This is a genomic window from Chthoniobacterales bacterium (assembly GCA_036569045.1).
Taxonomy (GTDB): domain Bacteria; phylum Verrucomicrobiota; class Verrucomicrobiia; order Chthoniobacterales; family JAATET01; genus JAATET01.
Genome location: DATCRI010000084.1, coordinates 32,364 through 52,420, shown reverse-complemented (window position 1 = coordinate 52,420; position 20,057 = coordinate 32,364). Strand labels below are relative to the sequence as shown.

Annotated in this window: 18 protein-coding genes; 10 read left to right on the top strand and 8 right to left on the bottom strand. The window is 64.8% G+C overall.

Translation table 11 applies throughout. The features are described from left to right. Positions 1-104: 104 nt before the first annotated feature. Together VIM61_14860 and VIM61_14855 are read right to left on the bottom strand one after the other, a co-directional pair. Positions 105-488 (bottom strand): hypothetical protein, encoded by a 384-nt coding sequence (locus VIM61_14860; GenBank protein HEY8901690.1) that lies wholly within the window; start codon positions 486-488, stop codon positions 105-107. 37 nt (positions 489-525) lie between these two features. Beyond that, positions 526-1,389, bottom strand: a complete 864-nt coding sequence (locus tag VIM61_14855) for a 50S ribosomal protein L11 methyltransferase (protein ID HEY8901689.1) — start codon at positions 1,387-1,389, stop codon at positions 526-528. 24 nt (positions 1,390-1,413) lie between these two features. Between VIM61_14855 and VIM61_14850 the strand changes: the two genes are divergently transcribed. The 4 genes from VIM61_14850 (at position 1,414) to thiD (ending at position 4,820) form a co-directional block, all read left to right on the top strand. Then, positions 1,414-2,544, top strand: coding sequence for a Xaa-Pro peptidase family protein (locus VIM61_14850; GenBank protein ID HEY8901688.1), 1,131 nt, complete (start codon positions 1,414-1,416; stop codon positions 2,542-2,544). After that, a complete protein-coding gene (locus VIM61_14845) occupies positions 2,544-3,260 on the top strand; it encodes a class I SAM-dependent methyltransferase (GenBank protein ID HEY8901687.1) in 717 nt (238 codons plus the stop codon). The genes VIM61_14850 and VIM61_14845 overlap by 1 nt, the downstream gene beginning before the upstream one ends. Before the next feature lie 76 nt (positions 3,261-3,336). Next, positions 3,337-4,011 (top strand): zinc metallopeptidase, encoded by a 675-nt coding sequence (locus VIM61_14840; GenBank protein ID HEY8901686.1) that lies wholly within the window; start codon positions 3,337-3,339, stop codon positions 4,009-4,011. After that, a complete protein-coding gene (gene thiD, locus VIM61_14835; protein ID HEY8901685.1) occupies positions 4,008-4,820 on the top strand; it encodes a bifunctional hydroxymethylpyrimidine kinase/phosphomethylpyrimidine kinase in 813 nt (270 codons plus the stop codon). Before VIM61_14840 ends, thiD begins: the two co-directional genes overlap by 4 nt. Here the strand turns inward: thiD and VIM61_14830 are convergent. The 3 genes from VIM61_14830 to VIM61_14820 are packed head-to-tail and all read right to left on the bottom strand — an operon-like array spanning position 4,817 to position 8,170. After that, a complete protein-coding gene (locus VIM61_14830) occupies positions 4,817-6,142 on the bottom strand; it encodes an MFS transporter (GenBank protein ID HEY8901684.1) in 1,326 nt (441 codons plus the stop codon). The genes thiD and VIM61_14830 overlap by 4 nt on opposite strands. Before the next feature lie 6 nt (positions 6,143-6,148). Beyond that, complete coding sequence (locus tag VIM61_14825; protein ID HEY8901683.1) at positions 6,149-6,820, bottom strand: hypothetical protein; 672 nt, start codon at positions 6,818-6,820, stop codon at positions 6,149-6,151. A gap of 57 nt (positions 6,821-6,877) precedes the next feature. Beyond that, positions 6,878-8,170, bottom strand: coding sequence for a glucose-1-phosphate adenylyltransferase (locus tag VIM61_14820; GenBank protein HEY8901682.1), 1,293 nt, complete (start codon positions 8,168-8,170; stop codon positions 6,878-6,880). 115 nt (positions 8,171-8,285) lie between these two features. On the opposite strand from VIM61_14820, the gene glmS reads away from it, so the two are divergent. After that, positions 8,286-10,133: a glutamine--fructose-6-phosphate transaminase (isomerizing) gene (glmS, locus tag VIM61_14815; protein ID HEY8901681.1), complete on the top strand. Its 1,848-nt coding sequence runs from the start codon at positions 8,286-8,288 to the stop codon at positions 10,131-10,133. Here the strand turns inward: glmS and VIM61_14810 are convergent. From VIM61_14810 to VIM61_14800, 3 genes are all read right to left on the bottom strand, one after another. Further along, positions 10,120-13,329: a CusA/CzcA family heavy metal efflux RND transporter gene (locus VIM61_14810; GenBank protein ID HEY8901680.1), complete on the bottom strand. Its 3,210-nt coding sequence runs from the start codon at positions 13,327-13,329 to the stop codon at positions 10,120-10,122. The two genes, glmS and VIM61_14810, sit on opposite strands and share 14 nt — an antisense overlap. Further along, a complete protein-coding gene (locus VIM61_14805; GenBank protein ID HEY8901679.1) occupies positions 13,326-14,966 on the bottom strand; it encodes an efflux RND transporter periplasmic adaptor subunit in 1,641 nt (546 codons plus the stop codon). The genes VIM61_14810 and VIM61_14805 overlap by 4 nt, the downstream gene beginning before the upstream one ends. An 89-nt stretch (positions 14,967-15,055) precedes the next feature. Further along, positions 15,056-15,478, bottom strand: a complete 423-nt coding sequence (locus VIM61_14800; GenBank protein ID HEY8901678.1) for a hypothetical protein — start codon at positions 15,476-15,478, stop codon at positions 15,056-15,058. Between the two features lie 116 nt (positions 15,479-15,594). On the opposite strand from VIM61_14800, the gene VIM61_14795 reads away from it, so the two are divergent. The 5 genes from VIM61_14795 to VIM61_14775 all read left to right on the top strand — a co-directional run bounded on the left by VIM61_14795 (position 15,595) and on the right by VIM61_14775 (position 20,040). Further along, positions 15,595-16,338 (top strand): phosphatase PAP2 family protein, encoded by a 744-nt coding sequence (locus tag VIM61_14795; protein HEY8901677.1) that lies wholly within the window; start codon positions 15,595-15,597, stop codon positions 16,336-16,338. Between the two features lie 66 nt (positions 16,339-16,404). After that, positions 16,405-17,031, top strand: coding sequence for a helix-turn-helix domain-containing protein (locus VIM61_14790; GenBank protein ID HEY8901676.1), 627 nt, complete (start codon positions 16,405-16,407; stop codon positions 17,029-17,031). Further along, positions 17,028-17,981, top strand: coding sequence for an HlyD family efflux transporter periplasmic adaptor subunit (locus VIM61_14785; protein HEY8901675.1), 954 nt, complete (start codon positions 17,028-17,030; stop codon positions 17,979-17,981). Before VIM61_14790 ends, VIM61_14785 begins: the two co-directional genes overlap by 4 nt. Then, positions 17,978-18,901: an ABC transporter ATP-binding protein gene (locus VIM61_14780; protein ID HEY8901674.1), complete on the top strand. Its 924-nt coding sequence runs from the start codon at positions 17,978-17,980 to the stop codon at positions 18,899-18,901. Before VIM61_14785 ends, VIM61_14780 begins: the two co-directional genes overlap by 4 nt. After that, entirely contained in the window at positions 18,898-20,040 is a 1,143-nt protein-coding gene (locus tag VIM61_14775) for an ABC transporter permease (protein HEY8901673.1), read from the top strand. The genes VIM61_14780 and VIM61_14775 overlap by 4 nt, the downstream gene beginning before the upstream one ends. Positions 20,041-20,057: the final 17 nt, after the last annotated feature.

Genomic DNA, 20,057 nt, shown 5'->3' with positions numbered 1-20,057 from the left:
ACGCGCGCGCCGCCTTTCATCTGGGCCACGGAGGCACAATGCCGCCGGGCAAATTCAACGAGCCGCCGGTCGCAGAGACCGGACGACGGGAACGATGGGAAGGACTAGGCGCGGAGCGGGACAGGCACCGCCGGCTCAGGCGCGGCCGAGCCGGGATCGAGCACGACGACGCGGGGGTATTCCCTCGTCGTCACAAAAGGCGCGGGCAGCATGCTGCGGCGCGCGGCCAGAAATTCCGGGGATTTCTTCGCGGCGATGAATTCCGGAGCTTTCTGCTCTTCGGTCTTCTTCGCCTCGGCGATTTTTCGGCACAGGCCGCAGGGATACTGGCCGCTGAAGGTCTTCGCGATCGCGGCGGAAACCGTCGCGTCCTGCGAGTAGGTGCGTAGCATCTGCGCCCAGGCGACGGATTGCAGCACGGCCCAATGCCCGCCCGCGACCGTGAAGAGCGCGAGCGCGGCGAGCAGAATGCCGAGCCGACGGAACATGGTCGGCAGGGAAGCGAACAAGGGTGGCAGGGTCAAATCATTTCCGCCGCAGGCGTCCGGCGGACCACTTGCCGCGCACGACGGTGCGTTCGACCACGAAATCGAGCTTTTCGAAGGCGGCGATCACCTCGGCCAGCTGCGTCCGCAGCACGCCGGAAAAAAGCAGCCAGCCATGGGCCTTCGTGGCCCGCTTCAGGCGCGGCGCGGCCTTGATGAGCAGGTCGCTGAAGAGATTCGCCATGACGATCTCCACACGCGCGGTCGGCTGCCATTGGAGCACGTCGGCGACGGCCGTATCGATCGAGCGAACCTTGTTCGCGCGAGCGTTTGCCTTCGTGATGCGCACGCAGCCCTCGTCGTAGTCGAAGGCCTCCACGCTCGCCGCGCCGAGCGCCACGGCGCCGAGGGCCAGAATGCCGCTGCCGCAGCCGGCGTCGATCGCGCGCCAGCCCGGGGGCATCTCCGGGGCGAGATCGCAGAGCATGCGCAGCACGCTCGCGGTGGTCGCGTGGTCGCCCGTGCCGAAGGCCATCCCTGCGGGCACGAGAATGCCGGTCGAGCCGGGCTTTCGCGCGGCGAAGCTCTCGGCGTCGCCATGGACGGTGAGCCGACCGCGGATGCGCAGCGGTTTCCGCGGACGCTCGGGATCGGCAATCCAATCCCGCGCTTTCGTGACCTTGCCGCCGAATTCCTTCACGAGCTTCCGGGCGGTCTTCTCGTCGACGAAGGCTTCGATGCGCACGCTGCGCGAGCCGGGCCAGCCAATGAAGGCGGCGCGGCCGGGGCCGAGGAATTGCAGGCGCTCCTGCCACGCGTCCTCCCATTTTTCCGAGGTCATTCGCGACCATCGCCAGAGGGCGACATTGCCCGGGGAGGCCTGCGGATTCTTCATGCGCTTCATGCTCATCATGGTAAAACAACTGCCGTGCCTCGAAGCAATCCCAGCCGTCTCATTGTCGCCGCGAGCGAATCGAATGCCGATCAGCTCTACGCCACCGGCTTTCACGTCCCCGATGCCTTCGCGTTCGTCGCGTCCGGCGGGCGCACCGCCGTTCTACTGAGCAATCTCGAGGTCGATCGCGGGCGGCGGCAGGCGCGCGTGGATGCGGTGGAGGCGTATGCGGATTACGAGGCTCTCGTGCGTCGTAAGAAGAAGGCGGACTCGACATTCGCCGAGGTCGTCGCGGCCTTTGCGAAAAAGCACCGGGCGGCGCGCCCGCTCGTGCCGGCCGATTTTCCCTGCGGTCTTGCGGCTGCGCTCGCGAAGGCGGGAGTGACCGTGCGCCCGGTCGAGGGCCATTTCTGGCCGGAGCGCGAAATCAAAACGCCGGCCGAAGTTCGCGCGATCACCGCGGCGATCCGCATCACGGAGATTGGCCTCGAACGCGCGGTGGAAATTTTGCGGGCCTGCACGATCCGGAAGGATCGGAAGCTGGACTGGAACGGCATCGTCCTCACCGCCGAGCGGCTGCGCGCCGAGCTGGAATCCGCGATGCTTTTCGCCGGCGGCTTCGCCACGAACAATTCGATCGTCGCCGGAGGTGAGCAGGCCTGCGACCCGCATGAACGCGGGCACGGGCCGCTCAAGGCCCACGAACTCATCATTCTCGATATTTTTCCGCGGGCTGCGAAGAGCGGGTTCTACGGCGACCTCACGCGCACCGTCGTTCGCGGCAGGGCGACCGACGCCCAGCGGCGGTTGTGGGAGACGTGTCTGGAGGGTCAGCGCCAGTCGCTGCGCGCGTTGCGACCCGGCGCGGCCGGTCTCGCGATCCAGGATGGTGTCCGCGAATTTTTCACCGCGAGCGGATATCCCACCGAGCAACGAAAGGGTCGCTGGCAGGGCTTTTTTCACGGCCTCGGGCATGGTCTTGGTCTGGAACTGCACGAGGAGCCGCGCATCGCACGGACGACGCTGCGACCGGGCCAGGTCTTCACGGTCGAGCCGGGAATCTACGTGCCGGGCATCGGCGGCGTGCGGCACGAGGATGTCGTCGTGATCACCGAGCGCGGCCACCGAGTGCTCAGTCGCTTTCCGAAACCTTTGGAAATCTGATGCCGACGCCGCTTTCCGACGACGAGCCCGAGCAGGCGAGGGAGTTTTTCTCCTACTGGGTGATCTTTCGAAAGATTCTCGAGTTCAATGGCCTGCATCATCGCGAGGCCTATGCGGCAATCGGGCAGGCTTTCGCAGATCACGGGAGGCCGTTCTCGCTCCTCGATCTTGGCGTCGGCGATGGGGAATGGACCGTAGGGGCGCTCGCCGGCAAATCATTCTCGCACTACCGGGCAGTGGATCTCTCGGCGACGGCGCTACGCCTCGTCGAGGAATATGCCGTTTCGCTGCGGGGCGAGAAGAGCTTCGTGCAGGCGGACCTGTTCGATTATCTGCGCGAGTCGAGCGACATCTTCGACATCATCCTGATTGGACTGAACCTCCACCACTTCCCTCGGGGGGACAAACGGCAGCTTCTTCCGAAAATTCGCCAGCTCATCGCGCCCGGGGGACGGCTGCTTCTCTTCGAGGCCATCTCGCGGCCCGGAGAAACGCGCGGCGACACGTTGCTGCGCTGGTGGGAGGTCGTTCGCGTGCGGTGGGCCGCGCTCGACCCCGAGGAACTTGCGAAGGTGCGGGATCATGCCTTTGCCTACGACTACGCGGAGTCCCTGGAGACCTATGCGGAGATGCTCGCCGCCGCGGGATTCCGCGAGTCTCGCGTGCTGTTCACGGACCCCGACGAGCTCTATGCCGTGATTGAGGCGAAAGTTTGATTCACTTGCGTTGAACGTCGGGCGCGGCAATGTGTCTCACTTCAACGAAAACCCCATTAATTTTATGATTCTCTGGATGATTATTCTGATCGGCCTGCCGATGATCCTCGGGCTCGTGGCGCAGGCGAAAGTGTCGTCGGCCTTTGGCAAGTGGAAGAACGTCCGCGCCAGCTCGAACGTCACCGGCGCCGAGGCCGCCCGCGAAATTCTGCGCGCCGCGAACATTCACGATGTCGATGTCGTCGAGATCAACGACATGCTCGGCGATCACTACGATCCGATGAACAAGCGGCTTTGCCTCTCGACGGATGTCTACAACACGCCGTCGGTCGCGGCGCTGGGTATCGCGGCGCACGAAGTCGGTCACGCGATCCAGCACGCGAAGGCTTACGCGCCGCTCAAGTGGCGCATGGCGGTCGTGCCGGCGACGATGGCTGTCTCGAAGATTCTCCCGATCGTCATCATTGCGGGCTTCTTCATTCCGGCCCTTGGCTATCACGCCATCATGGTCGCGGCGATCTGCTACGCGGTGCTCGCGGTTTTTCAGCTCGTCACCCTGCCAGTGGAATTCGACGCCACGCGTCGCGCGAAGGTCATCCTTGGCCAGATGGGACTGATCCAGCCCGGCAACGAGGCCGCGGGCGTGAACAACGTCCTGGACTCGGCCGCGCTCACTTACGTCGCTGCTTTCGTCGCGGTGCTCGGCCAGCTTCTTTACTACCTGATGATCCTCCTGGGGAATCGCCGGTGAGTCGCGCCGGGGCGCTTCCCGTCGTCCTGACGATTGCCGGCTCCGACAACTCCGCCGGGGCCGGGTTGCAGGCCGATTCGAAAACCATCACCGCGCTGGGCGGCTATGCGCTCACCGCGGTGACGTGCGTCGTCGCCGAGGTGCCCGGCAAGGTCTCGATGATCCAGCCGATTCGCGCGGCGGTCGTGGCCGAGCAGGTCGCGCTGAGCTTCGGGGCGTTCCCGGTCGCTGCGGTGAAGACCGGGATGCTCTATTCCTCGGCGATCATCGAGGCGGTGATCAATGCGCTGCTTGCGGCGACGGCTCGCCGCAAGGTGAAGCCTGCGCTGGTCGTGGATCCCGTGATGGTCGCCTCGAGTGGTGATCTCCTGCTCAAGGCCGCGGCGGTGCGCGCCTACCGCCGTTCGTTGCTGCCGCTCGCGACGCTCGTGACGCCGAATCTCAACGAACTCGAAGTCCTGGCCGGCACGAAGGTGACGAGCGTGCGCGAGATGGAGAGCGCCGGCGCCGCGCTGGCCGCGGAGTTCGGCGTGGCTTTTCTGCTCAAGGGAGGCCATCTGCGCGGCCGCGAGGCGGTGGATGTGCTCGTCGAGCCGGGCGGACGCAGCGAGAAATTCTCGGCGCCCTTCATTCGCGGGGCGGACCCGCACGGCACGGGCTGCACGTATTCGGCGGCGATTGCGACGGCGCTGGCCAGGGGCGCCTCTCTCCGGGAAGCGGTCGGCGAGGCGAAGGTTTTCATCACGCGGGCGATCGAGCGCCGGCACCGGTGGGGCCAAACCGAGATTCTGGCGCAGGACGGTCGCTAATTCTTCGGCTCGGAGTCTTCGCTGCGCGGAAATGGGGCGAGCCAGGCGAGGAGAATTGGCGGAAGCGAGGCCGCGAGAACGAAGAGGAAAAACAGCTGGTAGCTGTGCCCGGTTGCGGCGTAGAGGCCGGCGCTGAGCGAGCCGGAAGCCCATTTCGTGAGTCCCATCACGGCGGTCGCGAAGGCGTAGTGCGTCATCCGGAATGGCCCGGGCGCGATCTGTTGCATCATGTAGAGCATGTGACCCACCGCGCCGAAGCCGTAGCCGAACTTCTCGATCGTGACGGCGGTCGCGATCAGCCAGAGATTCTCGGGCTGGCCGACGCTGAGCAGGTAATACGTGACGTGGGGCAGATTCACGGCGAGCGCCAGCACGAGGAACGAACGCCGGAGCGTCATCTTCGCGGCGAAAAGTCCGCCGAGCACGCTGCCGGCGAGAAAGCCAAGCGTGCCCAGAGTGCCGTAAATGTTGCCGATCGCCGCATTGCTGAGTCCGAGGCCGCCGACCGTGCGCGGATCGAGCAGGAAAAGGGGGCCGAACTTTTCGATGAAGCCCTCGCCGAACCGGTAGAAGAAGCAGACGAGCAGCATCATTCCGATCTGCGGTTTCTGAAAAAAGGTGCGCCACGTTTCTCTCAGAGAATCGAGGGCCGCGACGAAGGGCGGGGCGGGAAATCTGGGTGAATCTCCCGGCGGAAGCATTCGAGAATGCCAGAGCCCGCAGGCGAGCATGATGGTCGCGATGATGGCCATGATGACCATCCACGCGTGCGGCCAGTCGAGTCCGAGATCGTCATGCAGGCGGCCGGTCAGAGTGACCAGCAGACCGGCGGCGAGCACGAACCCGACGTGGTAGAACATGCTTTGCACGCCGATGAAGCGGGCCTGGGCCTTCGGGGGAAGGGTGGTGAGGTAGATGGCGTCGGCGGCGATGTCTTGCGTCGCGGAAGCGAAGCCGACGATCCAGAAAAAGGCCAGCGACATCGCGAAGAAGCCCGGGAGGGGCAGGCTGAACGCGATGAGGCCGAGCAGGGCGGCGATGAGGAACTGCATGGAGATCGCCCAGAAGCGCTTCGTGCGGAAGGGCTCCATGAACGGCGCCCACAGCGGCTTCAGCGCCCAGGGCAGATACATCTGGCTCGTCGCGAGCGCGATCACCTCGTTCGAATAGCCGAGGTTCTTGTAGAGGATCGCTGCGAGCACGGAGACCGTGACGTTCGGGATCCCCATCGCAAAATAAAGCGATGGCACCCAGAGCAACGGGTGACGGCGAGCGCCCGGAGCGAGGCCTTCGGTGCGGAAACGGTCGTCCCGCGAGGTCACGGAGAATTACAGGCCGGGATCTTGCCGGGTGGTGCCGTTCTCGAACTCCGGCGGGATGTTCGTGCCGGCCTCAGCGGCCTTGGGATCCCACCAGATGCGCGCGATCTTCGACCAGTAGGTCGCCGTGTAGGGGAAGGCGGTGCCGGCCTTGATCTTCGCACGCAGAGCCTTCCGCATTTCGAAGGGCGACTTTGCGTTCTCGGACTCCTTCATGTCCGGCGCGTAGAGCAGGAAGTTGCCGGGAAACTCCCACTCGAATTTGAAGAAACCGTATTTGCCGAAGCTTTCCGAGCCGTCGGTGTCATCGCGGAACGAGATGTAGTTCGTCGAGTCCACGCGCGAGAGCCAGCCGGTGAACTTGTAGGTCTTTGCCGGCCTTTTGCTGAAGTCCCGGTAGTAGATGATGTATTTGTTCGGGCCGAGCGGCATGACCGCAAGGCGCTGGACGTTGACGTTATCGGGCGTGGGGGACGGCGTGGGGCTGGCTTCGGGATCAGGCTTCGCCGGCTTGCGCTTCTCCTGCGGTCCTTCGCGAAATTCGAAGACCCCGAGCAGGCGGCTGTCGATGTTCGGCGTCGTCAGCGAGTTCGGGTCGGTGAGCGGCTGGTCGAAAAGACAACCGCCGAGGCCGAGCGGAAGCAGGACCAGCAGGAGCAGAGCGAGCGGGTGGCGGAGCATGGTGCGAATCGTGACGGGCGGTCTCCGGGGTTCAACGGAAAGCCGCCCGCACTCTCATCAAATCCACGTGCCCGGGGCAATCACGGAGTTCTTCGGGATCACGACAATGCCGTCGCGCACGTAGTAGCCGTTGCCGTCGGTGTCCTGCGATTTGCCCTCGGGAGTGATGACGACGCCGTCGCCGATGCGGGCGTTCTTGTCGATGATGGCGTGGTCGATCACGCAGTTCCGGCCGATGCCGATTGGCGGCGCGCCGACGGGGGCGTCGTGCACGTCGTCATCGTAATAGTCCGCGCCCATGAGGATGGTGTTTTTGACCGTGGATCCGGAGCGAATGATGCTCCGGATGCCGACGACGCAGCGCTCGATCTTCGAGTCGAAGATGTGGCTGCCGTCGGAGATGATGGCGTTGTTGATCGTGCTGTTGCGCACGATGCTGGCAGGCAGGAAGCGCGGCTGGGTGTAAATCGGCCGGCCGGCCACGTAAAAGCGGTAGGGGGGATTGAGGTCGGCAAGGTTGAGATTCGCGTCGAAGAATGCGCGGATGGTGCCGATGTCTTCCCAGTAGCCCTGGAAGATGTAGGCGTCGACCTTCAGCCGATCGATCGCGGCGGGAATGACGTGCTTGCCGAAGTCGACGAAATCGTTGTCGAGGCAGTCGATGAGGACGTCGCGGTTAAAGACGTAAATGCCCATCGAGGCCTGGAAGAGTTCTTCCTTGGGAGAAAGCCCGATCGACTGAAGGAGGTGCGGGGGAATGCGCAGGGTATCCTGCACGGCGGGATCCTTCGGCTTCTCGACGAAGCGGATGATGCGGCGATCCTCGTCCGTATCCATGATGCCGAAATCCGAGGACGCGGCGCGATTCACGGGAATCGTCGCAATCGTGAGATCCGTGCCGGCCTCGATGTGCTGGCGCAGGATGTCGCGGTAATCCATGCGGTAAAGCTGATCGCCGCTGAGGATGATGTAGTAGTCGTAGGGCTTCTGGAGGAAGTAGCGAAGATTCTGGCGCACCGCGTCGGCCGTGCCCTGATACCAGTGCGAGCCCTCGGGCGTCTGCTGCGCGGCAAGAATTTCCACGAAGCTCGGCGAGAAGTGGTCGAACTTGTAGGTGGCGTTGATGTGGCTGTGCAACGACGTGCTGTTGAACTGCGTGAGCACATACATGCCGCGAATTCCGGAATTCAGGCAGTTGCTGATCGGAATATCGACCAGACGAAATTTTCCGCCGAGTGGAACGGCGGGCTTCGCACGCTCCTTGGTGAGGGGGAAGAGACGGGTGCCGGCGCCGCCGCCCATGATGATGGCGAGGGTGCGGCTGGCGGGTGGAATCAGGGGAGCGCTCATGACTTTTTTACGGAGAGGGATTTGAAGAATACGCAGATTCGGGGGCGGTGGCCAAACTCATCCGAAATTAAATCGGTGTAAAAACCCCGTAATCTATGGATGAATCCTCGAACGCATGTGTGGAATCGTTGGTTACGTTGGTAAAGCCGAGGCGCCCCGGGCCCTGTTGCAGGGACTTCGTCGGCTGGAATATCGCGGATATGATTCGGCGGGCATCGCCACGCTGAACGGGGGCGAGATCGCCATCCGCAAATCGGTGGGCCGCATTGCCGATCTGGAACGTCTCGTCGCCGAGCAGCCGATCCATGGGCAGACGGGCATTTGCCACACTCGCTGGGCCACGCACGGGGCGGTCACCCAAGAGAACGCGCACCCGCATTTCGACCAGTCCGGACGTCTCGTGCTCGTCCATAATGGCGTGATCGAGAACTATCTGGAGCTGCGGGTCGCCCTCGAGGAGCAGGGCCACGTTTTCAAATCGCAGACGGACACCGAAGTCCTCGCGCATCTCGTCGGGCGCGAGTTCGACCGCCTCCACCGGCCGTCGAAGGCTGCTCTCGTCGAGGCGCTGCGTAACGCGCTCGGCCAGGTGATCGGCACCTACGGGATCGCGATGATTCATCAGGATGTTCCCGGCGTGCTGATCGGCGCGCGGCGCGGCAGCCCGCTCGTGCTGGGGATCGGCAAGGGCGAGAATCTCCTGGCAAGCGATGCGGCGGCGATGGTCAGCCACACGCGCGACGTCGTGTATTTGAAGGACTACGAACTCGTCGCGCTCGACGCGGATGGGTTCGACATCACCACGCTCCAGGGCGAGGGCGCGGGCTACGAGGTCAGCAAGGTCGAGTTCAGCGAGAAGGACGTCAGCAAGGGGGATTACCCCCACTACATGCTGAAGGAAATCTTCGAGCAGCCTCGCACCGTGCGCGACGCCATGCGCGGCCGCCTTGCCCCGGAGGAGGGCACCGCCAAGCTTGGCGGACTCGAGATGTCCAATGCCGAGCTGCGCGCCGTGGAACGCGTCGTCATCGCCGGTTGCGGCACCGCGCTTCATGCGGGGATGACCGGCGAATACATGATCGAGTCGCTCGCGCACATCCCGGTCGAATGCGAGTTCGCGAGCGAACTGCGCTACCGCAATCTCCCGCTGCCGAAGGATACGCTCGTCTTCGTGATCAGCCAAAGTGGTGAGACCGCCGACACGCTGGCCGCCTTGCGCGAGAGCCAGCGGAAGGGCCATCGCACGCTCGGCATCTGCAACAACGTCGGGTCCACGATCGCCCGCGAAAGCGACGGCGGCGTTTACATGCACGCCGGTCCGGAGATCGGCGTCGCGGCGACGAAGTCCTTCACCTCTCAGCTCGTCGTCCAGGCGCTCATCGCGCTCCTGCTCGGCCGCATCACGCATCTTTCGCACAGCGAGGGGTTGAACATCATTCGCGAGATGGAAAAGCTGCCCGAGAAGGTCGCGAAGACCCTCGAGCTCAACGACCAGATCGCCGCGATTGCGCGGAAATACGCGCAGACCGAGACGATGCTGTTCATGGGGCGGCAGTTCAATTACCCGATCGCGCTCGAGGGCGCGCTCAAGCTCAAGGAGACGAGCTATATTGCGGCCAGCGGCCACCCGAGCGCGGAGCTGAAGCACGGCGTGATCGCGTTGATCGACGAGAAGACCCCCTCGGTCTTCATCGCTCCGCGCGACGCCGTCTTTGAAAAAAATCTCAGCAACATCGAGGAGGTGAAGGCGCGCAAGGGGCCGGTGATCGCCATCGGCACGGAAGGCGAGGATCGTCTCGCGCACGTGGCGGACGACGTCATCCTCATCCCCGAGGCGCCGGATTTCCTGACGCCCATCCTCACAGTGATCCCGTTGCAGTTGCTGGCCTACCACATCGCCGTCGAGCGCGGCTGCGACGTGGACAAGCCGCGCAATCTCGCCAAGAGCGTCACGGTCGAATAGTCGTGGCCTTTCCGAACAGCGCGCGCCGGCGGATCCAGTAAAAGATCACCGGCGTGACGATGAGGACGTGCAGCAGGCTGCTGACCATGCCGCCAATCACCGGCGTGGCGAGGGGTTTCATGACCTCCGCGCCGGTGCGGACGCTCCACATGATCGGAAGGAGGCTGGCGATGACCGTGGCCACCGTCATGACCTTCGGGCGAAGGCGCAGCATGGCGCCGTCGATGACGGCGGAGCGCAGATCGGCGAGGGAGAAGGCGTTGCCGCGTTCGGCGCGTCGCTTCTGCAGGGCCTCCTCGAGATAGACGACCATCACGACGCCGGTCTGGATGGCCGTGCCGAAGAGCGCGATGTAGCCGATCCACACGGCGACGCTGAAATTCGTGCCGAGGAGGTATTGGAGAAACAGGCCGCCGGTGAGGGAGAACGGCACCGCGAAGATCACGTGCATCGCTTCGATCGGAGAGCGGAAGACCAGGGTGAGAAGGACGAAGATGACAAGCAGCACGACGGGCACGATGAGCTCGAGCGTGCGCTGGGCGCGGAGTTGATTTTCGAACTGGCCGCTCCACTCGATGGTGACGCCGGGTGGGAGCTTGATCTCCCGGGCAACGCGCTCCCGCACTTCGCGAACGAACCCGCCGAGATCGCGCCCCTGCACGTTGCTTTGCACGAAGACGCGGAGGAGGCCGTCTTCGCTCGCGATCTCGCTGGGACCGATGGCGCGCTGGACATGCGCGACCTGACCGAGCGGCACGGACACGCCTTTCGACGTCGTGATGAGGATGTTGCCGATGCGCTCGATGTCGTCACGTTCGCTGCGCTCGAGGCGAAGCTGGATCGGGTAGCGGGCGCGGCCTTCGATGGTGGTGCTGATGTTCAGACCGCCGAGGCCCGTCTCGACGACGTCCATGAGGTCCCGGATCTGCAGGCCGTAGCGAGCGAGGGCGAGCCGGTCCGGAAGGATCTCGACGTAGGGCTTGCCCTGCACGCGTGAGGCGGCCACGCCGACGGCGCCGGGGACCTTTCGGACGACTTGCTCGATTTGCAGGGCGATCCCCTGGATCTGGCCGAGGTCGGACCCCAGGACCTTGACGCCGAGCTGGGCGCGAATGCCGGTGCTGAGCATGAGGATGCGATTCTCGATCGGCTGGAGAAAACCGGGAACGTAGCCGGGAATGACGCTCAGCTTCTCGCTGAGCTCGGCGACGAGTTTCTCCCGTGTCATGCCGGGCCGCCATTGCGAGGGTGGTCGCAATGTGATGGTCGTCTCGATCATCTCGACGGGCGCGGGATCGGTCGCGGTGTCGGCGCGACCGAGCTTGCCGGCGGCGGATTCGACCTCGGGCACGCTTTTGATGACCTGGTCCTGCCAGGAGACGATGCGTTTCACTTCGCTGAGGGACGTGCTCGGCAGCAGCACGGGCATGAAGAGCAGGCTGCCTTCGTCGAGGGGCGGCATGAACTCGCTGCCGAGGCGGCTGGCGAGCGCCACGGCGCCGACGAGCAGCGCGGCGGCGACGATCAGCACGAGGCGGCCATGGCGGAGAGCGGCGCCCAGCACGGGGCGATAAAGCGCCATGAGCAGGCGCATGACCACATTCTCGCGCTCGGCATGGAAGGGGCCGCGCACGAGCCACGTGCACAGCACGGGCACGAGGGTGACGCCGAGAATTGTCGCGCCGGCCATCGCGAAGGTCTTCGTGAAGGCGAGGGGATGGAAAAGTTTGCCCTCCTGGCCGGTGAGGGCGAAGACGGGCAGGAACGCGAGGATGATGATGGCCATCGCGAAGAAGATGGGACGGCCGACCTGATGCGCGGCCTCGCGGGTGACGGCGATAGTTTCTCCCGGCGTGAGGCGGGCGCCCTTTCGTCGCTCCGCCTCCTCGCAATGCCGGATGACGTTTTCGGTCATCACGATGCCGGCATCGACGAGCACGCCGATGGCGATGGCAATGCCCGCGAGGGACATGATGTTCGAGGTGATGCCGAACTCCTTCATCAGGATGAACGAGATGAGGATCGAGGTCGGCAGCGGGATCGTGACGATCAGGATGCTGCGGAAGTGCCAGAGGAAGACAACGTGCGCGAGGGTCACCAGGATGATTTCCTCGATGAGCGCGTGGCGCAGGGTGTCGATGGTGCGATCGATGAGTCCGCTGCGGTCGTAGAAGGGCTGGATGGTGACGCCGGGCGGCAGGCTGGGAGTGATCTGCGCGATTTTTTCCTTCACCTGGCGGATCACTTCCATGGCGTTCTCGCCGGTGCGCATGACGATGATGCCGCCGACGACTTCGCGCCCGTCGACGTCGAGGGCGCTGCGGCGAAAATCTCCGCCGAGGGTCACGGAGGCGATGTCCTCGAGGTAGATCGGGAGCCCATTCGTGGTGCGCACGGCGATCCGCTTGAGATCGTCGATCGAGTTCACGAGGCCGAGGCCGCGCACGACGAATTCCATGCCGTTCTCCTCGATGACTTTCCCGCCGACGTTGAGGTTGCTGTTGCCGAGCGCGTCCATCACCTCGCGGAGAGTGACGCCGGATTGCCGCATCTTCCCGGTATCCACCGCGACCTGATATTGCCGGACGAAGCCGCCGACGCTGGCCACCTCGGCCACGCCAGGGACCGCGGCGAGCTGGTAACGGACGAAGAAATCCTGGAGTGCGCGGAGCGAGCCAAGATCGTAACCGGGGGTGCCTCCGTCGCCCGGGGCGAGTTTGGCCGGATCGACCTTGAAGTAATATTGATACACCCAGCCGAGCCCGGTGGCGTCGGGGCCGAGCTGCGGGGTGACGCCGGCAGGCAGGAGTTGCTGAAGGTAGCTCAGCCGCTCGAGCACGCGGGTGCGGGCAAAGTAGTTGTCGACATCGTCGCGGAAGACGACGGTGAGCAACGAGAAGCCGAACATCGATTGCGCGCGCACCTCGCGCACGCCCGCGAGACCCTGGAGATTCGTCGTGAGCGGGTAGGTGACCTGATCCTCGACTTCCTGCGGGCTGCGCCCGGCCCAATCCGCGAAAACGATGACCTGGTTTTCGCTGAGGTCCGGCACGGCATCGACCGGGGAATTCCTCACCGCCCACACGCCCCAGCCGATGAGCAGGAGCGCGGCGCAGGCGACGATGAAGCGGTTGTCGAGCGACCAGTCGATGATGGCGGCGATGGCGCCGCGGCGGGAGTCGGGACGCGGGTTCATGGTCGCACCTCCTCGCCGCAGGTGAGCATGGCGGCGCCGAGATAGGGGTTGCGGGTGTCCGCGCCGGTCTGCACCCAGCGGGCGCGCGCGGGAGCGCCGGGGAAGCTGCCGGACGTCATCGGGCACTCGAAGACGCGCACGCCGGCGTCGGCTCCGTGCTGCCGAAGCTCGGTCGCCAGCGCCGTGCCGGCCTGGCTCCACGGGAGGAAACTTTTGCGCAAGGCGCGGAGGTCCTCGCCCTGCGGCGGAGTGGTCAGCGCCTGGAGGTCGCGCAACGCGGCGTTGTCCGGATCGCCGGTAATGGCGGCCGCGAGCGAGGGCAGGGAGCGGGCGGCGGCCGTGGTGGCGACGGTGTCCTCGGCGGCGAGACTCGCGGAGACCTTGCTCAACTGCGCGAGAAAGGCGCTGGCGCCGGCCGGAATCGTGACGGCGTGCGGGGGATGCGGCTCGGCCTTCGTCACGTCACCGCGGAGCTGGGCCTCGGCATCGATGAGGAGATTGCCGGCGGCGACAACGGGTTCGTTCTCGGTGAGACCTTCCAGAATTTCGATGCCTTCGTCACCGACGCGGCCGACCTTCACGGGGCGCGGTTCGAATTGCCCCGGAGCTTTCTGCACGTAGACGACGGACCGGCTGCCGTCGCGCAGGACCGCGGAGCGCGGCACGACGAGGACCTCCCCGAGGCTGGCCGCGATGCTGGCCTCGGCATAGGCGCGATGGGGCAGGACGTAGCGCATGCCGGGCTCGTTCTGGTCAACGAGGGGGTTGTTCACCTCGATGCGAACCTTCGTGCTGCGCGTGGCGGGATCGAAGTTCGGGTCGATGAACGTGACGACGCCGGGAAACTCGCGGCCCGGAACGGTGGGCGTGGTAAGCGTCGCCTTCTGCCCGAGTTTCACGTCGGGGAGATCACGTTCGTAGACCTCGGCGTGAAACCACAGGTGCGACAGCGAGCCGATCTCGAAAAGCGGCTCGCCGGTTTTGATGTATTGGCCCTGGTAAGCCTTTCGCACGAGGACGGTGCCGTCGGCTGGCGCGAGCAGGTCGATCGTATAGGCGGGCTCCTTCTGCCGCCCGAGAGCTTCGACCTGCTCGGGGCTGAGGCCGTATTGAACGAGGCGTCGGGCCGAAGTGCTGAGGATATTCGCCGAGGCGTTCTTCACGGCCGTCTGGAACTCGCGCACGACGTAGAGTAGCTCCGGACTGTAGATCGCGGCCAGGGGCTGCCCCTTCTTCACGTATTCTCCGACGTGATCGATATACACGCGCTCGATGCGGCCGTCGTAGAACGCGGCGACGAGGCGATGCGTGGTATCGTCATCCTCGAAGATGCCGCTGAACCGCAGCGAGCGGGTGAGTTCCATCCTTCGCGCCGGCACCGTCGCGACGCCAAGCACGCGCAGGGAGGCATCCTGCAGCGTGATGAGGTCGCTCGGGGCGGCGGGGGATGATCCGGCGTCACCTTCGTAGACGGGAACCAGCGCCATCCCGCAGATGGTGCAGTTCCCGGGATGGTCCGAGGTGATCCACGGATGCATCGGGCTTTGGTAAAACTTAACCGGGCGAGTGGCGGCGGGCGGCGTTTTCGAGCACGCGGCCAGGCTCGCAAGGAGCAGGGCGAAGAGAAAATTTTTCATGAGTCGTCGATCGTTGATGGTGAGCGCACCGCGGAAGCGGCACGGCGAAGCGGGAACCGGGCACGCACGTGCGCGCCGCGGAGGCGGGATCAAACGAGGGACGACGGCGGCGCGTGGGCCGGCAGACTGTGACTCAGGACGAGTTCGTAAAGGGGCGGAGGATCGGGAGGGACTTGGGCGCTCCTGGCAACCGGCGAGGGGGTGATTTCCGACGGAATGGCAAAAACGTCGAGCAGGGGCGGCCACGCGGCGAACAGCTCGTGAAGGCGCAGGGCGGGGGCGGAAGCATGGGCCGGCAGCGGTGCGGCGAGCGAGGCGCAGCATTCCGCGTAGTTCGACAGGGGCGCCGGGGCCCTGGTCTGGGCCGGCTTCGCGCAGCACGCATGCTCCGAGGGGTGAACAACCTTCATTCCGCCGAGGTAGCAATGGCTGCCGGCGATGAGCGAGCCGAGCGTCAGAATCAATACCACCGCCACGGTAAATGGAGTGGTCTTGCGGACTCGGGCTTTCACGATAGTTTCAGGATAGCAGGGCCGCCCGGCAATGGCAAATGCGGCTTCCGCTTCGACGGAAGTCCGGTCAACCTGCGATGGGACCGGGAAGCCAGCGCCGCCCGTTCTTTCCTCGTATGTCGAATCCCAATTCCTCCTCCCCGGCAGGCAGTGCCGACTCTCGTGTGCGCTGGCGAAATTTCCGTGCCTACGGCTGGCGGGAGTTCGTGCTGCTCGTTTCGGTAGGCGCCTTGACCGCGTGCCTCTGGTCCTTCGTGGCCATCACCGAGGAAATGCGCGAGCAGGAGCATCACGAGACCGAGAATGCACTGATGCTCGCGCTACGCGATCCGGCGGACCTGCATCGTCCGATCGGACCGTCGTGGGTGACGTCGGCGAGCCTGGACATCACGGCTCTCGGCGGCGCCTCCGTGCTGACCATCCTGACCATTCTGGTCCTCGGATTTCTCGTCCTGCAGCGTCGTTTCGGAGCGGCGGGCCTTCTTTTTGGGGCGACCGTTGGCGGCACGCTGCTCAGTCAGGGCCTGAAGCACCTGATCAATCGTGATCGCCCGAATGCCGTCCCCCACCTGGCGGAAATCTCGAACTCCAGCTATCCGAGCGGTCACTCGATGCTCTCCGCAATCGTCTATCTCACGCTCGCCGCCGTGCTCGCCCAGACGATCGAAAATCGGCGCGGAAAAATCTACATCGTCGTCGCGGCCCTTGCGCTTGCCTTTCTCGTGGGGGTGAGCCGGGTCATCATTGGCGTGCATTATCCGAGCGACGTGCTTGCGGGATGGACCGCGGGAATCGGTTGGGCCGCCCTTTGCTGGCTCGTCGGCCACTGGTTTCAAAGCCGGGGGATGCTCCGGAAGTAGCGCAAGTTTCAAAAATCGATTGCGAGATGCGTGGAAACCCGAGAGACTTAACGGGTTTCCAATCGCATGGCAAAGTCCTCTCTCATCGAATCCGCCGCCGGCGTCGTGATGGCCGTTGATCGCATCGTGGCCGGGGCGCGGAAGCACTTTCTCGCGCACGGCTTCCGCGCGGTGACGATGGCCGATCTCGCCAGCGAGCTCGGCATGAGCAAGAAGACGCTCTACGAGCACTTCCCGAGCAAACGGGCTCTGGTGGAGGCGGTGATCGCGGCCAAGTTTGCGCAGGCGGAGCGACAACTGGCGGACGTGGCCGGGGATGAGGGGCTGGACTTTTCGGCCCGATTGCACGCGTTGTTGCGGTGTATTCGTCTCCAGGCGGAGGAGATCCAGCCTTCCTTCCTGAGGGACATTGCCCGGGAGACGCCGGAACTCTTCGAGTTCGTGAAGAAGCAACGGCGCCGGCTGATTCACCGACATTTTGGGAGCCTTCTGAAGGAGGGCCGGGCGGCGGGAATGATCCGCAAGGACGTGCCCGAGCGGATGATGATCGAGTTCCTCGGGGGCGTGACCGATGCGATCGTGAATCCGCCGATGCTGGGCGAGCTGGGGCTGACGCCGAAGGCCGCGTTCAACCAGATCCTCACGCTTTTTCTCATCGGCGCGACGACCGACAAGGGGAGGCGACAGCTGTGAAGCGCGGATTCTGGCTGCTCGCGATCGCGGCGCTGTTCACGGGCTGCTCTCGGTCTGATTCCGGACGGGTGCAGGGCTATGTGGAGGGCGAGTTCGTTTACGTGGCCTCGCCGCTGGCGGGTCAGCTCGAAACACTCTCGGTGCAACGCGGCGCGCAGGTTGGCAAGGGTTATCCGCTGTTTGCGTTGGAATGCGGCGCGGAGACGGCGCAGCGCGACGAGGCGGCGCGGAAGCTCGCGCAGGCGCGGGCAAATCTGGAGGATGCGCGCCAGGGACAGCGCCCGACGGAGATCGACGCACTCCAGGCCCAGCTCCAGCAGGCCCAGGCCGCGGCGCTGCTTTCCGGCAAGGAGTTTACGCGGCAGGAACGGCTCGTGCGCACGGGCGCTTCGGCGGTGCAGGAACTGGATCGGGCGCGCGCCGCGAAGGATCAGGATCTCAAGATCGTGGCAAAGCTGGAGGCCGATCTTCAGACCGCGCGGCTGGGCTCGCGGAGCGGCCAGGTTGCCGCGGCGGAGGCCGCGGTGCGGGCGCAGGAGGCAGCGCTGGCGTATGCCGAGTGGGCCCTCGCGCAGAAGCAGCAGTTCGCGCCGATTTCGGGACTGGTCTTCGATACGCTCTACCAGACCGGCGAATGGGTGGCGGCTGGGCGTCCGGTCGTGACGCTGCTTCCCCCGGCCAACGTGAAAGTGCGGGCGTTCGTGCCGGAGGGACGCGTGGGCAGTCTGCGCTACGGCGAGCCGGTGCGCGTGTTTGCCGATGGCGTCGCTCAGCCGTATGCCGGCACGGTGAGCTTCATTTCGCCGCGGGCCGAATACACGCCGCCCGTGATCTACAGTCAGGAGAGCCGCGGCAAGCTGGTGTTCATGGTGGAGTCGGTCTTCGATCCGGCAACGGCGGCGAAGCTCCATCCCGGCCAGCCGGTGGACGTCGAATTCGAGACGCCATGAGTGCGGACCTCGCGATCGACGTTCGCGGAATGACGAAGCGGTTCGGCGACCGCACGGTGGTCAACGACATCGCGCTGCAGGTCCGCACCGGCGAGATCTACGGCTTCCTGGGCCCGAACGGCAGCGGCAAGACGACGTTCATTCGCATGCTCTGCGGCCTGCTGCGCGCGGATGCGGGGAGCGGAACCTGCCTCGGGCACGATGTGATCCGCGAGAGCGAGGCCATCAAGCGGCACGTTGGCTACATGACGCAGCGGTTCAGTTTCTACGAGGATCTCAGCATCGCCGAGAACCTCGATTTCGTGGCGAGGATGTATGGGGTGCCGAATCGACGTCGCGCGGTCGAGGAAAGCATCGAACGCCTCGGCCTCGCCGGGCGGCAGAACCAGCTCGCCGGACAGCTCTCCGGCGGCTGGAAGCAACGTCTCGCGCTGGCGGCGTGCCTGATTCATTCGCCGAAGTTGCTGCTGCTCGATGAACCGACCGCCGGCGTCGATCCCAAGGCGCGCCGCGATTTCTGGGAGCACATTCACGAACTCGCGGCCGACGGGCTGACGTTTCTGATCACGACGCACTACATGGACGAGGCCGAGCGCTGCCACCGGCTCGCCTACATCGCCTACGGGAATCTGCTCACGCATGGCACGGTGCGCGAGGTCATCGATCACGTCGGGCTTGCGACGTGGAGCGTGTCCGGTGGAGATTTGCCGGCGCTCGCCCGGGAGCTGCGCGGTCGGCCGGGCATCCAGCAGGCGGTGGCCTTCGGCAACATGCTTCACGTGAGCGGGGATGATCCGGCGGCGCTCGAGCGGGCGATCGAGCCGTTCCGGGAAGGACGCGAATGGACAAAGATTCGCTCCGGCCTCGAGGATGTCTTCATCCATCTGATGGACCGGTCGGAGGACAATTTTCGCGAATGAACGAGCGGTCGCCTTTCTCGCCGCGCCGGCTCGGCGCAATGATCGTGAAGGAATTCACGCAAATGCGCCGCGACCGGCTCACGTTTGCGATGATGCTCGGCATCCCCGTGATCCAGCTGCTGCTCTTCGGCTACGCGATCAATTCCGACCCGCGTCATCTGCCGGCCGCGGTGTTGATCGCCGACCATGGCCCGCAGGCGCGAACCATTCTTCACGCCCTGCAAAACAGCACCTATTACAACTTCACGCGCGTGGTGAAGACCGAGCAGGAGGGGCGCGATCTGCTCGCCCGCGGGCAGATCCAGTTCGTGGTCAACATCCCGGAAAATTTTTCACGGGATCTGCAGCGCGGCGATCGGCCGGCGATTCTTGTCGAGGCAGACGCCACCGATCCCTCCGCCACGGGACAGGCGCTCGGGTCGCTGACGAGTTTGTTCGATCAGGCGCTGACCAACGATCTCAAGGGGCCGCTCGCCTTTCTCGCCGGCACGAGCGGTCCCGTCGATGTGCGGGTGCACGCGCTCTACAATCCCGAGGTCATTACGCAATACAACATCGTGCCAGGCCTGATGGGCGTGATTCTCACGATGACGATGGTGATGATCACCGGGCTTGCGATCACGCGCGAACGCGAGCGCGGCACGATGGAAACCTTGCTCTCGATGCCCACCCGGCCCAGCGAGGTGCTCGTCGGCAAGATCGTGCCCTACATCATGGTCGGCTACGTGCAGGTGGGCATCATCCTGCTTGTCGCGCATTTCCTCTTTCATGTGCCGATGCTCGGGAGCATCGCGCTGTTGCTCGCGGCGGCGTTTGTCTTCATCGCCGCGAATCTGGCCCTCGGGATCACGATCTCCACCGTCGCAAGGAATCAGCTCCAGGCGATGCAGATGACGTTCTTCGTTTTTCTTCCGTCGATCCTGCTGTCCGGATTCATGTTTCCCTTTCGGGGCATGCCTGTCTGGGCGCAGTGGCTGGGCGAGGTCTTTCCGCTCACCCATTTCCTGCGCATCGTCCGTGGCATCCTGCTCAAAGGAAATGGCGCGGCCGACATTGCCCGCGACGTCTGGCCGCTCGCGCTCTTCGCACTCATCGTGCTCACCGTCGGCGTGAAGCGCTACCGGCAGACGCTGGATTGATTTCGCGCGCATTTCAC

What these genes read in the sequence shown, in the direction of transcription:
- VIM61_14860 (HEY8901690.1), bottom strand. Translation starts at nt 488, where the DNA reads ATGTTCCGTCGGCTCGGCATTCTGCTCGCCGCGCTCGCGCTCTTCACG.
- VIM61_14855 (HEY8901689.1), bottom strand. Translation starts at nt 1,389, where the DNA reads ATGAAGCGCATGAAGAATCCGCAGGCCTCCCCGGGCAATGTCGCCCTC.
- VIM61_14845 (HEY8901687.1), top strand. Translation starts at nt 2,544, where the DNA reads ATGCCGACGCCGCTTTCCGACGACGAGCCCGAGCAGGCGAGGGAGTTT.
- VIM61_14840 (HEY8901686.1), top strand. Translation starts at nt 3,337, where the DNA reads ATGATTATTCTGATCGGCCTGCCGATGATCCTCGGGCTCGTGGCGCAG.
- VIM61_14825 (HEY8901683.1), bottom strand. Translation starts at nt 6,820, where the DNA reads ATGCTCCGCCACCCGCTCGCTCTGCTCCTGCTGGTCCTGCTTCCGCTC.
- VIM61_14820 (HEY8901682.1), bottom strand. Translation starts at nt 8,170, where the DNA reads ATGAGCGCTCCCCTGATTCCACCCGCCAGCCGCACCCTCGCCATCATC.
- glmS (HEY8901681.1), top strand. Translation starts at nt 8,286, where the DNA reads ATGTGTGGAATCGTTGGTTACGTTGGTAAAGCCGAGGCGCCCCGGGCC.
- VIM61_14810 (HEY8901680.1), bottom strand. Translation starts at nt 13,329, where the DNA reads ATGAACCCGCGTCCCGACTCCCGCCGCGGCGCCATCGCCGCCATCATC.
- VIM61_14805 (HEY8901679.1), bottom strand. Translation starts at nt 14,966, where the DNA reads ATGAAAAATTTTCTCTTCGCCCTGCTCCTTGCGAGCCTGGCCGCGTGC.
- VIM61_14795 (HEY8901677.1), top strand. Translation starts at nt 15,595, where the DNA reads ATGTCGAATCCCAATTCCTCCTCCCCGGCAGGCAGTGCCGACTCTCGT.
- VIM61_14790 (HEY8901676.1), top strand. Translation starts at nt 16,405, where the DNA reads ATGGCAAAGTCCTCTCTCATCGAATCCGCCGCCGGCGTCGTGATGGCC.
- VIM61_14780 (HEY8901674.1), top strand. Translation starts at nt 17,978, where the DNA reads ATGAGTGCGGACCTCGCGATCGACGTTCGCGGAATGACGAAGCGGTTC.
- VIM61_14775 (HEY8901673.1), top strand. Translation starts at nt 18,898, where the DNA reads ATGAACGAGCGGTCGCCTTTCTCGCCGCGCCGGCTCGGCGCAATGATC.